The sequence below is a fragment of the Mycolicibacterium hodleri genome (assembly GCF_025822245.1).
Lineage (GTDB): Bacteria > Actinomycetota > Actinomycetes > Mycobacteriales > Mycobacteriaceae > Mycobacterium > Mycobacterium hodleri.
In genome coordinates this window covers 176,468-189,572 of record NZ_JACKTL010000008.1, presented here as the reverse complement: position 1 = coordinate 189,572, position 13,105 = coordinate 176,468, and the positions used below count along the sequence as shown (strand labels likewise).

Here is a 13,105-nt window from a genome sequence, read left to right as displayed (position 1 = left end):
CACCTGACCGGCTCGCGACTCGCTCATTCACCGTTCGACTCGATCGTCCGCGAGCGAACGCGTGGGGTTGGCATGGCTTCCGTTCAGCGGGGCCCAGGCTGCGAGCACGAACCTCTCCAACGCATCAACCTCATCGGGTCCAGTTCGGTTGCGCCACACGACGTGACCATCGGGGCGAACGACGACCGCGCCGCGCTCACCGACCTCGAGGAGGTCGAGTATCGCCTGCCGGGCGTCGGGGTTGGGTGGGGTCAACGCCGCTACCGAGAGCGGGACGTCGACGAGCGACCGCGGCATCCGTGCGGTCCATCCCCGAGGGTTGGGGGTGAACAACGTGAGCCCGGTCGTCGCGATCAGGTCATGCAGGGGCCGGGGTGCACCGGTCTGGTCGAGGACCAAGGTGTGCGGCAGTCGGGCGCCCGGGTGGGTGGTCGGGTGATAGAAGGAGACGTCGCCGACCGGGCAGGGCCCGTCGGTGGCGGTGTCGATGAGTGGGCTCTCGTAGGCATAGCCGAATTCCAAACCGCTGGCTACGAAGTGCTCCAGTTGTCCCGGAATCGACTCCGCCATGCTCCTTCGCAATCGCTTGCCGCGTGAATGATCCTGCAGGAGAGCCTTCGTCCGTGACGTCTGCGCACGAGTCAGACCGTCGGCGACCGCCGCCATGACACGGTCGGGGACGCACGACAACCACGGCTTGGCCATGAACTCGGTGGCTTGGTGCAGCGAGCGGTTGGTGATGCCCAGTGGCTTGGTGACCTCGTCGAGCCTGAAGTGGTTGGTCGTGCTCTGTTCGGCGAACCGCGACACGACGGGCCGGCGTTCGGTCTCGTAGGTGTCCAGCAGTGAGTCAGGTGCGCCGGAGGTGAGCACCGCGGCCAGCTTCCAAGCCAGGTTGTGAGCGTCCTGGACGCCACTGTTGAGGCCGAACCCACCGGTGTGCGGAAAGCGATGTGCCGCATCGCCGATTAGCAGTAAGCGACCGCGGCGAAAGCTCTCGGCCATCTGTGATGTCATGGTCCACGTTCCCGTGGAACGGATCTCGTAGTCCGTCGTGCCAATCACGTGGGATAGCTGACGGTTCCAGTAGTCGCGGCTGCGGCGCGCCAAGGCCTGGGCCTCGTGCAGATACGGGGTCATCAGCACGTAGTCGTCGTCGGCGTGGGCGATCATCACCCCGCTGAAGCGAGGATGGTAGATCCAACTCAGCAGCGGGCGGGCATGACCGTCGGGGTACAGGTTCGGGGCGTGAAAGAAGACGCTTCCCATGTTGGCGAGGACGGGTCCGTGCATTTCAATGTCGGCCGCGTCACGCAGCGCGCTGTTGGCGCCGTCGGCGGCGATGACGTACCGCGGCGTCTCGGTGCTCGGTGGCTGCCCGGGCAGTCGCAGGGTAAGCATGTCGTCGACCATGTCGGCGCGCCAGCCGCGGCGGAAGTCGACCAGCTCCTCGTCGTCGAGCGCTTCCCACATCGCCGGCATGAGCAGGTGCTGACCAATGTGAGAGATCAGGAATGGGCTGTGCGCCCGGACTTCTGCAAGTCGGTCGGGTTCGGACAGCAGATCGATCTCGCCCAGCGGGAGGGCTCGGACGTCGGTGCACCACCGGATGACGTTGACTTCGTCGATCGGCGGGGTGATGGCTTCTACCGCGCGTAACAGCCTGGGCGAGGCCTGCTTCCAGATCTCGAGGGTACGGGCGTTGATCACGTGCGCGGCGGGATGCAGCCGTGTATCGGTCCGTTGCTCGACGACGGTGCTGGGAATGCCGTAACGCGCCAACAGCAACGCAAGGGTGGATCCCGCAGCGCCGGCGCCGACTATGACTACTGCGTCAGACTCCATGCGTCACAGCGTCTTCCACGTGATGGTTCGCTTGTTGGAGCGCTGCTTGGTGCCTGGCCGGGTGCCAGCACCTCGGCGAAGCAGTTCGCATTCTCCGGTGCCCGAGCGCAGTCGTTCCAACAGGTAGTCCGGATCGGTGTTGACGCCGATGGGGTTGTCGGCGAACTCCCGGCTGTTGAAGTAGTCGGCGGTCTCCTGGGCGGTGGGAAAGTTCTCGACCTGGAATTCCAGCCGAATGCCCTCGGGGTCCTCGTAGTAGAGGCTGGTGGTGGGGCCGTGATTGATCGACCACACGGGGGTGATGTCCACCTTCTTGAGCCGCTCGTAGGTCAGCAGCAGGTGCTTCAGAGAGGGGAAGGTGAACGCGAGATGGTCGATGCCGTAGGTCTTGCGTCGCAGCCGGGCCAACGGAAAGACGTGGCGCACCGGAGGCGGAAGCTTGACCAGAGCGAGTCGATGGCTTTCGTGATCCCAGGTGAGAAAGGCGATCCTGTCGTCCTCGTGGACGACCCGGGCGCCGAAGACGTGTCCGTACCAGTCGATCATCTCGGCACTGCGGGCGGTCTTGACCACCCAGTGGGCGATGAACGCGGGCACCACACGGTCGGGGAGCTGATCCAGATCGGGGGTGGCGCTCACGTCGAGAGTCCCTTCGATGGTGCGGTGATGGTGGTTCGCTGCGACCCAAGGTCGAGCGAACCGCTGGAGTTGCGGATAGTCGCGTCGACGACGTCGCCCGGTTGCAGATACGGCTTGCTCTTGTTCAGCTTGATGAACGATGCCCAGAGCTTGTCCTCGGGCAGAAGCGCAGTGGCCAGTCGGCGCACCAGCGGCGGCGGGGAGGTCGCGACACATCCATGTGGGGTGCCGGTGAGCAGGACGTCACCGGGGCTGAGGTTGCAGAACTCGGTCAACTCGGTCAGCGTTTCGGCGGGGCGGTAAAGCATGTTTGCGGTGTTGTCCTGTTGGCGCGGTGAGCCGTTGACGTTCAGCCGTAGGTCGAGGTCGTCGAGTAGGGGAAACTCCTCGGGTTCGAGCACCGCCAACACCGGGCCGGTTGGGCAGAACCCGCGGTAGCTCTTGCCCTTGAGGAACTGTCCCTGGGGCAGCTGCACGTCACGGGCGGACAAATCGTTGGCGATGGTGACGCCGAAGACGTACTCGGGCAGCTCTTTCACGGTGATCGTCGTCGGTTGGGTGACACGTCGGCGCATCACCAGAGCCAGTTCGATCTCGTAGTCGAGAAGTTCCACGTGCGCCGGACGCGCAACCGGGGCGTGGGGACCGGTGACCGAAGCGTCGGTCTTGTCGAAGAACAGGTTGAACGCCCGCTCGTCGGGGTTCATCCCCGACTCGATTGCGTGCTGACGGTAGTTGGCGCCCTGGCACATCACCCGGCATGGCGTGGTGATCGGCGCGAGCGGTTCGACGTCGCCGAACGCGAGGTGTCCCGGCGTCGCCGCGGCCGCCCGCCAATCGGGTTCACCGTCCTCGATCACGTCGGCCGTGCGGTCGTAATCGCCCTTCAGTGGGGAAATGAGGCCCCCGTCGAGAACGCCCCAGGCGACGCGTTGGTCGTGCCGGTAGCGGACGAGGTGGACGACCACGTGCTCTCCTTCGGTTCGTGAAGCCCACTCTGGGGATCTGCCAAGAGTCAATGCGACGACTTCCGGGCCGAGCTTGGCCTTGAGTCCCAAAGGGCGGACGTGCTGTTGGACTTCGATGCAAACGAGACGTGCTGCGGCGTCTTTAGGCTCGTGTCATGACAGTCCGGCAGCGCCTGCACGGGCTCGCCCTTCACGGGGTGGTCCGCTCCGCCGCGGCATTCGGGGAGCGCCGCGGTGACCCCCAGGCCCGGTTGATCGCCGATCCCGCCGTCCGCGCGGACCCGGGCGCGTTCGCCGACGAGTTGCGCGAAGCTGGCAGGCTGGTCCGTGGCCGCGCGGGCCGCCGGCGTGACACCCGCGTACTGCGCGGTTGGGCGACCCTGCCCGTGCGTCTCTCGCCCGTGGTGAAGTCAGTCTGACGACGTCCGGGGCAGCACCGCGTCGCCGAGTTCGTGAGCGAGGACCAGCGCGGCGTGCAGCTGCAATCGTCGGTCGGAGGCAGGGCGTCCCCGCAGTTCCTCGGCTCGTCGCACCCGGTAGGCCACGGTGTTGCGGGCGACGTGAAGATGGTCGGACGTCCCCGCGAGGCTGCGATCACGGTCGAGGTAGCACTTGAGGGTGTGGCGCACCACGGCTACGGACTCGCCGGGTCCTGCCAACGCGCCGAGCTCGCGGACGACGAACTCGCCGGCAGCTGCCAGGTCGGCGCTGAGCATCGCGACGACGTCGAGGTCGTCGTAGCGAACGAGCCATTCGTCGCGGGTCGACATGATGCCGACGCGGGCCGCGGAGCTCGCCTGGTGGTGGCTGCGTCGAAACCCGTCGACGCCGATGGCGCCCAATCCGGTCGAGACCCGCACGCCCGGCGGCGGTACCACCGCCACAGCGTCCGTCGGCATCGGTGGCACAGCAGTACGAGAGCCCCACGCCCACACGCGGTGGGCGCCGACCGGAAGCACCAGGGTGGAGACGCAGCCCGCGGAGGCCAGTACCTCGGCCGCGATGGTGTGCAGCTGCGTCGGATCGGCCGGGGTGTCGCCACTGGTCCAGGCGATCACGGCAAGGTGCCAGCGGCTCAGGTCATATCCCAGGACGCGGGTCGCTCGACCAAGCGGTATCTCGTTGCCGCTCAAAAGATCCTCGACGACCTCCATGCGCAACGCGGTCGAGCTGGTCAACCACGCCTCGTGCGCGCGGGCGTACTCGGTCGACATGTACGCGGTCACGACGTCGACGATGCCGAACAAGAGGTCGTTGATCCGCCGCATCTCGGAGAAGCGTTGGGGTTCGGGTATCGCGCGTTCGGCAGCATCGAGCAGCACCTCGGTGGCGGCGGCGTGCGCGATGTGGATGCTCCGCAGCATGTGTTCGACGCCGATGCCGCGCGCCACCACCTCGGCCGGGCCGGTGAGCACCTCCGACATCGCCGCGAACGTCACGTCCGTATCCCTGGCGAGCGCAATGAGCGTGCCCACCGCCACTGCCTCGCATCCCCTGCGCACCTCCGTGGCGACCGCGTCGACCGCCAGCTCGGGGATTGCCGACGTGATACGAGCGGCCATGAGCGCACCGAGTTCGACGGCCCATCCAGCCGGTCCGGGCCCCAACAGGGAGGCTAGTTCGTCGGCGCGGGCACGACTGAGCGATGCTGTCGAAAATGATTGCGCATCAACGGGTTCCAAGCCGGCAAGCCACGGACGTTGCATGCTGTGCACCTGTCTCCTCCGGCCACCAGGCTCTTGTCGATGCGTTAACCCAAGGGGCCGAACAACAGCGCGCCGGCTAGGTCGACCTCGATGGTAGCGACCGCCTTGCCGTCACCCTCGGGTTCCACCGAGAACGTCGACGAGACGTTCATTCCGCCGGTGCCCTTGCCTGCGAGGGTGACCCGATCAGGCGGCTCGACACCAACAGGGGCTCGCCGTCGCCGGGTTCAGGCGACTGGTTCGTTCAGGGCTAGTCCTCCCTCGCGTGCGGTAAGACCACCGTGCGGCGGTAGCGTGGTGTGTGCGCAAGCAGATCGCCGGGCCGCCGCGCGGTGGCCATCACGGTGCGGTCGGGTCTGACCAGTGCGGCGGCCGTACGGCGCTGACGGAGCCACCGGGCCAGCTCGGTGCCCGGCTCGGCGAGATACACGGTGGCGCCGCGCTGTTCGATCAGGGTCCGCTGTTCGGAGGTCGGTGGTACCGCGGTGACCACCGCGAAGCCCAACCCCAGGACGTCGTCGAGCCGACGACCGTCCGGCAGCGTCGGGTTGGGGCACAACGTTCCGGTGAGCGACCGTGGGCCCAGTCGGCGCCGAACGAGGGGCGACCGATGTAATGCGGGAGTCGACGAGTCCACGATCCGACTGCGAAGCCCGGGAATCAGGCCCAGCCGCGGCACGACGACGCCGCGCAGGACGCTCCCGACCTCGCCGCCGGCGGTCATGAATCGACCGACCGCCAACGCGAGTCGAATCATGGCCCGCGCGTGTGGCTTTCGCTCCTGCTGGTAGCTGTCCAGGATCCCTGGCGACAGATCGCCCCGCAGCACGCCGGCCAGCTTCCACGCCAGATTGTGCGCATCTCGAAGTCCGGCGCCCATGCCTTGGCCGACGAAGGGCGGCGTCAGGTGGGCGGCGTCGCCGAGGATGAACACGTTGCCAGCCCGCCACCGGTCTGCGATCTGGGCGCGGAAGGTGTACTCGGCGACGCGGATCAACTGCAGCTGGTCAGTACGAATGCCGCGCGTCCACGGCGCGATCAACGGTTCGACAGCGGCGAGCTTGGCGTACTGCGCGGCGGTCTCTCCGGGTAGCAGCTGGAATTCCCAACGATAACGGGTGGCGCCGATGCGCATGTACGTCGCCGCCCGTGCCGGGTCGCACACCTGGTGGACGCCCTCCCACTGCTTCAGATCCGCGTCGGTGTCGACGTCGACGACCAACCAGCGTTGGTCGAAGTGCAGGTCCTCCATCCGGGAACCGATGGTCGAGCGCACGAAGCTGTTGGCGCCGTCGCACCCCAGGACGAAGTTGGCGTCGACGCTCGTCGTGGTTTCGCCGGCGTGGTCGCGGTAGGTGACGTGGACACGGCCGTCGACCTGCTCGACGCCGGTCACCTCGGCGTTGCCGCGCAATTCGATGCTTCGCTGCCGCATCAGCTCGTCACGCAGCACGGCTTCCAGCTCGGGCTGGTCGAACATGTTCGCCTGCGGATAGCCATTCGAGCTGGGGGCGGTGTCGCGGCGGAATTCGGCCAGCACGCGGTGGTGCTGGTCACGCAACTGCAATCCGTGCGCCGGCCGCGAGATGCTCGCGAACCGGTCGGCGAGCCCAAGCCGCGCCACGACGCGACACACCTCGTCGTCCATGTGCACGGCACGGGGTTGCGGGTACACCCCGTCCCAGCGGTCGAGGACCAGACTTCTGATGCCATACTGCGCCAGCAGTATCGCCGCGGTGGCGCCGGTGGGTCCGGCTCCGACGATGACGACAGGCGCACATTGAATATCGTTGTTTTGCAACATTTTTGGCGTCAGTCCGTGATGGCGATCTGATACGCCAGCGCGTAGCGCGACAGTACGCGGTCGACGTCTTCCCATTGCGCTTGGTCGGCAATGATGACGGTGAGTGCGGTTGCGCCGTCCTCGACGTTGGCGTCCACGGTCACACCGGGCTGCCCGGTGAGCGCCTCGACGACGACACGGCGGGCGGCGTCGGTGCGCAACGGCAGCTTGTAAGGTTTGCCGATCGCGGTGACCGGCAGGGCGTCGAGCACGGTGACGGACTTCGGCGCGGCGGCCCGCTCGCCCACCACCGTAGCGGCCCACGTCGCCAACTCGGACTCGCTGACGTCGGACCCGGCATGCAGCGTGACGTAAGCGACGGGCACCTCACCGGAGTGGACGTCGGGAGCACCGACCGCCGCGGCAGAGGCCACCGCGGGATGTGTCAGCAAGGCGTCCTCGATCTGGGCGGGGTCGATGTTGTGCCCACCGCGAATGATGAGATCCTTGGCCCGCCCCGTCAGATAGACGAAGCCGTCGTCGTCCACCCACCCGAGATCCCCGGTGTCGAGTCGCCCGTCGACGAGGCTGCCGAGCCCGTCGAGCCGCAGCCCGTGCTCGTCGATGCCCGACACGTAGCCGGCGAACACCGTCGGGCCTTCGATCAACAGGGTGCCGATCTCACCGGGCGGAAGCTCTTCGAAGCGACCCTCTCCGTCGGGCCTGGCCGCGCCGATGCGCTGGTAGGGCAGTCGTTGTCCGACCGAGCCAGGGCGGGGATGGTCGGGAAAGCTGCGGGCGCTCGCACACGTGGCCTCCGTCAGCCCGTACCCCTCGACAAGGGTGATTCCGGTGGCGGATTCGAAGTCCTTGCGCACGGCAGGCGGCAGGGCAGACGCGCCGACGATGGCGATCTTCATGCTTGAGACGTCGGCGTCCACTGGGCATTGCGCAAGCACCGCGTAGACGGTGGGAACCGCGCTCATGGCCGCGATCCGGTAGTGCTGCACCATCTTCCAGAAGTTCGCGTACAGGTCGGGATCCCGATAGCCCAGCGGTCCGGCCCAGATCACCTGCTGGCCACGCAGCATCGGGGCAAACAGGGTGACGATCAAGGCGTTGACGTGAAAGAGCGGAAGTGCGGCGAAGGCCACCGAGTCGTGGTCCAACACGGTGTCGGCGGCGGCGACCATCCACGCGTCGACGACTTCGTTGGCGTGGGTGTGGGCGGCGAGCTTGGGTGTGCCGGTCGTGCCACCGGTGTGAAATATCCCCGCCACGTCGCCCGCTTCGGGCAGCGGTCCGTCGAAGGCGGCGCCGTCGTAGCCCGAGGCCATGACCGCGAGATAGCCGACGCTGGCGCCGTGAAGTGCGGGGGCCGGCTCGGTCGGTTCCGTCCCCGTCGGCGAGAGCAGCAGCACCGTGTCGATCTGGCCTTCGGCAACCAGAGACTTCGCCAAGTCCCAACTTGCGGAGTCGAATTCAGGCGATGCACTGATCAGCGTGCGTGCACCGGAGCGGGCGACGAGCTCGGCCACATGAGCGGCACTCAGTCCGCTGTTGATGGGCGCCGCGATGCCGGCGAGCTGCGCCGCCAACGTGGCGGTGATCAAACCGTCGCAGTTGGGGCAGAGTAAAGCCACGACGCTGTCGCGTTGAATTCCGATGTCACGAAGGAAGTTTGCACTTCGGCGCACCTCGGCGGCCAGGTCGGCGAAGGTGCGGGAGACGCCGTGCTCCCACTGCGTCGCGTTCGGCAGGACGGTCACCGCAGGGGCGTCCGGCCACAGCGTTGCGGCGCGCTCGAGGATGTCGTAGGTCGAGGTCGGCAGTGCGCGATCGTGCAGCGCAACGCCTTCGACCGCGTCGAGGTCGTCCGGGCCCGTGTACCGCGGCCACAACGCGTCGTCGGTCACGCGTAGACCACCTTCATCCGCTGAGCACCGAGATCGATCGCGCCGTCGTCGGTGGCGACCGTGGCCTCCACGACGTCACCGTGCTGGAGGTACTTTTGGTTGCCGGCCTGGCGCTTGAAGAACGCCTTCCACTTCACCGCGGGCGGGAGCAGCGCGCCGATCATCTCGACGGGCTTGGGCGGGGCCTTCAACGCCGTGCCCGCCGGGGTGCCGGTCAACACGAGGTCGCCGGTCGCGAGGTCCTGGAACCGGGTCAACGACTGCAACGCGGCCAGCGGACGGACGAGCATGTCGCCCTCGACGACCGAGTTCTGCCGTTCGTCGCCGCTGACGCTGAGCGTCAGTCGCAGATCGCCGAAGCGGGCGAGTTCGGTGGCGTCGATCAGCACCAGTTCGGGGCCGACCGGGGTGAAGGTCGGGTAGGACTTGGCCTCGTAGAACTGGGTCTGGGGGAGCTGAATGTCGCGCGCCGACACGTCGTTGGTGATGACCAGGGCGGCGACGTAGTCACCGAGGTTCGTGTCGGTGAGGACGGTGCCTACCGGCATGTCGCGGCCGATGACCAGACCGATCTCCACCTCGTAGTCGAGGAACCGGACGTGCTGGGGCTTGACGATGTCGTCGAACGGACCACTGATCGACGCGGAGGACTTCCGGAAGAACGTCAGTGGAATGGTCTTGGGATCCATGCCCGAGTCCTTGACGTGGGACTCGAAGTTGGTCATCTGGGCGACGACTCGACACGGCCGCGTCACCGGCGAGAGCAGGGTCAGCCCCTCCACCGCGACGGACTCGCCGGAGGTGGCGGCCGCGGTGATCGCGGCGCGGTCGGCGAGGAGCTCCCCGGTGGTGACTGCGGTGGTGTCGATCTTGGTGGCGCGGTCGGCGTTCTTGACCCACCAGGCGTCGGAGGTGCGGATGACGGAAGTGCTCATGAGCGGGCAACTTTCAGTAGGCCGATGAGGCGGTGGGCGTCGAATTCGTTGCGTCGTGGCAGCGCGCGGAGAATCGACAGGGCTTCTGCGCGCGCCCCGCGGGGGCTGGTGCCGAGGAAGTCGCCACTCACCGGTGGGCCCCACTGGGCGAGGCCGCTGGCGGTGAACGGCGCCCAGCCCGGTTCGAGCGAGTCGTCGAACATGTCGCCGTCGGCGAAGTGCTCGACGAGGAACCCGTCGGGATCGCGCCAGTAGTCGAAGAGCTGGCTGCCCTGGATGTGGCGGCCGATCCCCCACGACCTGAAGTAGCCACGGTCGCGCAGGTATTCGCCGCCGGCAGCCAGCGCGTCAAGGTCGCTGACTTGGAACGCCGAGTGCACGTAGCGGTTGGCCGGGCCGAGAGCCATCGCCAGGGTGTGGTGGTCGGCGAACTCCGACCCGCGGTCGCAGCGGATGAAGCTCATGGCCGGCCCACGCTCGCGCTGCCCGGGGAAGAAGAGGAAGTCGCTGACGATCATCCCGAGGTTCTCGAGATACCAGTTCAACGCCGCGACGTACTTGGTGGACTGCAACACCACGTGCCCGAGCCGTTGCACCCGGGCCGGAGCCCGTGGGGGGCGCTGGGTGGCGTTCGCCCGGATGACGTCATGTCCGGAGTTGACGAGCAGTGGTGTTTGCGTCGGTAATTGGGGCAGGTCGTGGAGACCCGCGACGACGCGCACCGGGATGCCGCTCGGGTCGACCAGCCGAACCTCCGAGCCGCCGACGTCATCGGGCAGGGGTTGCACCGTCGACCCGGTCTTGGCGGCGAGGCGACGGACGTCGGCCTCGTCGGCGGCGCGGAAGGCGATCCCGGTGAAGCGTGACCTGTCGCCGCGCCGCAGCTGTACACACGGTGCGCCGGAATCGGTTCCGCGCAAATGCAATTCGTCGGGTCCGCGCGACGACGTCTGGAACCCGAATGCGCGGGCAAAGGCCTCGGCGCGAACCAAGTCGGGCTTGTCGAACTCTAGCCAGGCGATGTCGCGGATCTTGATGACGGGATTCGCCGCGCGGCCGGGGTGCTCGCCGCGGACGGCACCCTGCTCGCTGTGCAAATCGCTGTGGCTACCAGCCATGGGCGGGTCGCTCCTCTCGAATACTGATGAAATCGTCACATACGACGCCTTGCTCAGTCAAGGTGATTGACGAAATCCTCAGTATTGAGGCGACTGGTATATTCACCGCGTCCCTCCAGAGACGGTGAGGTAGTGATGCAGGAGTCGGCCGAGCCGGGCGTCAGTCGAGTAGAGCGACGCAAGCAACGCACCCGGGCCGCGCTGATCACCGCGGCGCAAGGATTCATCGCCCAAGGCAGGCTCAGCGTGCCGGTGCTGGACATCACCCAGGCCGCCGACGTCGGGATGGGCTCGTTCTACAACTACTTCGACAGCAAGGAAGAGCTCTTCGCCGTCGCGGTGGGTGAGGCGCTCGACGCCCACGGCGCGCTCCTCGACGAGTTGACCGCCGACATCGACGATCCCGCAGAGACTTTCGGCTGCCGGTTCCGGCTCACCGGACGGCTCTTCCGCCGCCGTCCCCAAGAGAGCCAAATCCTGCTCGCCAACGGCGTCGCCCTGTTGACCTCGGACAGGGGGTTGGCGCCCCGCGCGCTTCGCGACATCGAAGCCGGCGTCGCCGCCGGTCGCTTCACCGTCGAGGACCCGCAGTTGGCACTCGCCGTCGCAGGCGGCGCAATCATGGGCCTGGGTGCGCTGCTGAGCAACGATCCAGATCGTGACGACGCCGTCGCGGCCGATTCCGTCACCGCGGACGTGCTGCGGCTGTTCGGCATGTCCGCCGCCGATGCGGCCGACGTCTGCTCCCGGCCGCTGCCCGACCTGGACGCGATCGCCCCGGCTACTCCCGATTGAGCAAGGCTGCGACGGGACAGACGTCGGCGGCCTCGCGGGCCGCCGGTGCCAAGTCGTCGGGCACGTCGACGTCGGCGAAGGCGTTGACCAGTTCGCCGTCGTCGTCGAAGGAGAAGATGGCCGGAGCGGCCTGCGTGCACAAGCCGTGGCCCTCGCAGCGATCGTGGTCGATGGTGACGCGCATGGGCGGTCCCTTCTAGGCCGGGACCAGCTCGAGGGGAAGCTGGTCGTAGCGGTGGATGATGTTGTTGATCGCCCAGGTCGGCGTGCCAGTGAGTTCGATGCGATCCACCCGGGCGGCGAGCTCGCGCAGAATCGCCTGCGACTCCAACCGGGCCAAGCCCTGTCCGGCGCATCCGTGGGTGCCGTAGCCAAACCCCAAGTGACGGTTGACGTCCCGGGTGATGTCGAAGGTGTCGGGATCGTCCCACTCGCGTTCGTCGCGGTTGGCCGAGGCGTAGACCACCAGAACCCGTGACCCCTTCGGAATTCGGACGCCGCCAACGTCGGCGTCGGTGACGGACTTTCGGGTGAACGCCCGAAGGGGCGACTCCAGGCGCACCACCTCGTTGAGGGCGTTGGCCACCAGCGACGGGTCCTCGCGCAGGGCCTGCCACTGGTCGGGGTGGGTCGCGAAGAGATGCAGCGCCGAACTAATGGCACTGATCGTGGTGTCGAGAGACGGGGCCAGGTAGTCGATCATCAGTGCCGAACACTCCGAGCGGGGGAGTGCACCGTCGTCGGCGGCGCGCAGCACGTCGTCGCCCATGCTGCCGGGAAGCACGCTGCGGTCGCGGACGACGCGTCGCGAGAAGCGCAGCATCGACATGGCGGCGGGTGTCGTCCGCAGCCATTGCCGGTTTAGCGGTCCAAGCGAGTCGAACGTCGCCCCCGCCCACGTCAGCAGGTTCTCGCGGCCGTCCTCGGGCCACCCCACCAGGTCTGGCACCACGGCCAGTGGCAACGCCATGGCCACGTCGCGCACCCCGTCGACGTGTCGCCGGGCGACCGCCGCCTCGACGACCGCCTGCGCCTTGGCGTCGACGGCCTCGCTCATCGCGCGCAGCGCCTTCGGGGTGAGGCGGTGGGCGAGCAACTTGCGGCGGCGCTGGTGGTCGGCGCCGTCGCTGTTGAGGGTGGTTCCGCGGGACAGCCGGTTGGTCAGCGGATTGAGTGCGACGCCTTCACCGGAGATGAAGTTGGTGTCGTCGCGCAGCACCGCCTTGCATTCGGTGTAGCGGGGCAGTGCGTACACCCGCTGGCGGCTCAACCAGACCACCGGGCCGAGCTCGCGGAGTGAGGCGTAGTGGGGGTAGGGATCACGGATTCCGCTGCGGGAGAACATGTCCCGGCGATAGACCGGAGCGTGGGCGGCATTGCCCATGGCAGGTCCTTCCCTC

The 13,105-nt window shown here is 67.5% G+C and carries 11 protein-coding genes and 1 pseudogene; 2 read left to right on the top strand and 10 right to left on the bottom strand.

Annotation, left to right across the window (positions count from 1 at the left end; all coding sequences use genetic code 11):
- Nucleotides 1-27 precede the first annotated feature (27 nt).
- The 3 genes from H7J06_RS02040 to H7J06_RS02030 are packed head-to-tail and all read right to left on the bottom strand — an operon-like array spanning nucleotide 28 to nucleotide 3,452.
- On the bottom strand, nucleotides 28-1,845 hold the full coding sequence (locus H7J06_RS02040) for an FAD-dependent monooxygenase (RefSeq protein ID WP_264036516.1): 1,818 nt from the start codon (nucleotides 1,843-1,845) through the stop codon (nucleotides 28-30).
- Nucleotides 1,846-1,848: 3 nt separating this feature from the next.
- Nucleotides 1,849-2,484, bottom strand: coding sequence for a VOC family protein (locus H7J06_RS02035; protein ID WP_264036515.1), 636 nt, complete (start codon nucleotides 2,482-2,484; stop codon nucleotides 1,849-1,851).
- Nucleotides 2,481-3,452, bottom strand: coding sequence for a fumarylacetoacetate hydrolase family protein (locus H7J06_RS02030; RefSeq protein WP_264036513.1), 972 nt, complete (start codon nucleotides 3,450-3,452; stop codon nucleotides 2,481-2,483). Before H7J06_RS02030 ends, H7J06_RS02035 begins: the two co-directional genes overlap by 4 nt.
- 155 nt (nucleotides 3,453-3,607) lie before the next feature.
- On the opposite strand from H7J06_RS02030, the pseudogene H7J06_RS02025 reads away from it, so the two are divergent.
- Nucleotides 3,608-3,790 (top strand): annotated as a pseudogene (locus tag H7J06_RS02025) (cytochrome P450); the annotation flags it as partial.
- A gap of 72 nt (nucleotides 3,791-3,862) precedes the next feature.
- Here the strand turns inward: H7J06_RS02025 and H7J06_RS02020 are convergent.
- From H7J06_RS02020 to H7J06_RS02000, 5 genes are all read right to left on the bottom strand, one after another.
- Entirely contained in the window at nucleotides 3,863-5,014 is a 1,152-nt protein-coding gene (locus tag H7J06_RS02020; protein ID WP_264036511.1) for a PucR family transcriptional regulator, read from the bottom strand.
- A 394-nt stretch (nucleotides 5,015-5,408) separates the two neighbouring features.
- Nucleotides 5,409-6,962, bottom strand: coding sequence for a bifunctional 3-(3-hydroxy-phenyl)propionate/3-hydroxycinnamic acid hydroxylase MhpA (gene mhpA, locus H7J06_RS02015; RefSeq protein ID WP_264036509.1), 1,554 nt, complete (start codon nucleotides 6,960-6,962; stop codon nucleotides 5,409-5,411).
- Between the two features lie 8 nt (nucleotides 6,963-6,970).
- The gene (locus H7J06_RS02010; protein WP_264036507.1) at nucleotides 6,971-8,857 is read right to left on the bottom strand and encodes an acyl-CoA synthetase; all 1,887 of its coding nucleotides are present in this window, start codon (nucleotides 8,855-8,857) and stop codon (nucleotides 6,971-6,973) included.
- On the bottom strand, nucleotides 8,854-9,792 hold the full coding sequence (locus H7J06_RS02005; RefSeq protein ID WP_264036505.1) for a fumarylacetoacetate hydrolase family protein: 939 nt from the start codon (nucleotides 9,790-9,792) through the stop codon (nucleotides 8,854-8,856). Before H7J06_RS02005 ends, H7J06_RS02010 begins: the two co-directional genes overlap by 4 nt.
- Nucleotides 9,789-10,910 carry a VOC family protein gene (locus H7J06_RS02000; RefSeq protein ID WP_264036503.1) on the bottom strand — a complete coding sequence of 374 codons (1,122 nt, stop codon included), beginning with the start codon at nucleotides 10,908-10,910 and terminating at the stop codon, nucleotides 9,789-9,791. The genes H7J06_RS02005 and H7J06_RS02000 overlap by 4 nt, the downstream gene beginning before the upstream one ends.
- Before the next feature lie 135 nt (nucleotides 10,911-11,045).
- Here H7J06_RS02000 and H7J06_RS01995 point away from each other — a divergent pair, with 135 nt between their 5' ends.
- Nucleotides 11,046-11,705 carry a TetR/AcrR family transcriptional regulator gene (locus H7J06_RS01995; protein ID WP_264036612.1) on the top strand — a complete coding sequence of 220 codons (660 nt, stop codon included), beginning with the start codon at nucleotides 11,046-11,048 and terminating at the stop codon, nucleotides 11,703-11,705.
- Here H7J06_RS01995 and H7J06_RS01990 read toward each other — a convergent pair.
- Nucleotides 11,692-11,889, bottom strand: a complete 198-nt coding sequence (locus tag H7J06_RS01990) for a ferredoxin (RefSeq protein WP_264036501.1) — start codon at nucleotides 11,887-11,889, stop codon at nucleotides 11,692-11,694. The two genes, H7J06_RS01995 and H7J06_RS01990, sit on opposite strands and share 14 nt — an antisense overlap.
- A 12-nt stretch (nucleotides 11,890-11,901) precedes the next feature.
- A complete protein-coding gene (locus tag H7J06_RS01985; RefSeq protein ID WP_264036500.1) occupies nucleotides 11,902-13,089 on the bottom strand; it encodes a cytochrome P450 in 1,188 nt (395 codons plus the stop codon).
- Nucleotides 13,090-13,105: the final 16 nt, after the last annotated feature.

Coding starts and splice junctions, on each gene's coding strand:
- H7J06_RS02040 (WP_264036516.1), bottom strand. CDS start 1,845: ATGGAGTCTGACGCAGTAGTCATAGTCGGCGCCGGCGCTGCGGGATCC.
- H7J06_RS02020 (WP_264036511.1), bottom strand. CDS start 5,014: ATGGCCGCTCGTATCACGTCGGCAATCCCCGAGCTGGCGGTCGACGCG.
- mhpA (WP_264036509.1), bottom strand. CDS start 6,962: ATGTTGCAAAACAACGATATTCAATGTGCGCCTGTCGTCATCGTCGGA.
- H7J06_RS02005 (WP_264036505.1), bottom strand. CDS start 9,792: ATGAGCACTTCCGTCATCCGCACCTCCGACGCCTGGTGGGTCAAGAAC.
- H7J06_RS02000 (WP_264036503.1), bottom strand. CDS start 10,910: ATGGCTGGTAGCCACAGCGATTTGCACAGCGAGCAGGGTGCCGTCCGC.
- H7J06_RS01995 (WP_264036612.1), top strand. CDS start 11,046: ATGCAGGAGTCGGCCGAGCCGGGCGTCAGTCGAGTAGAGCGACGCAAG.
- H7J06_RS01990 (WP_264036501.1), bottom strand. CDS start 11,889: ATGCGCGTCACCATCGACCACGATCGCTGCGAGGGCCACGGCTTGTGC.
- H7J06_RS01985 (WP_264036500.1), bottom strand. CDS start 13,089: ATGGGCAATGCCGCCCACGCTCCGGTCTATCGCCGGGACATGTTCTCC.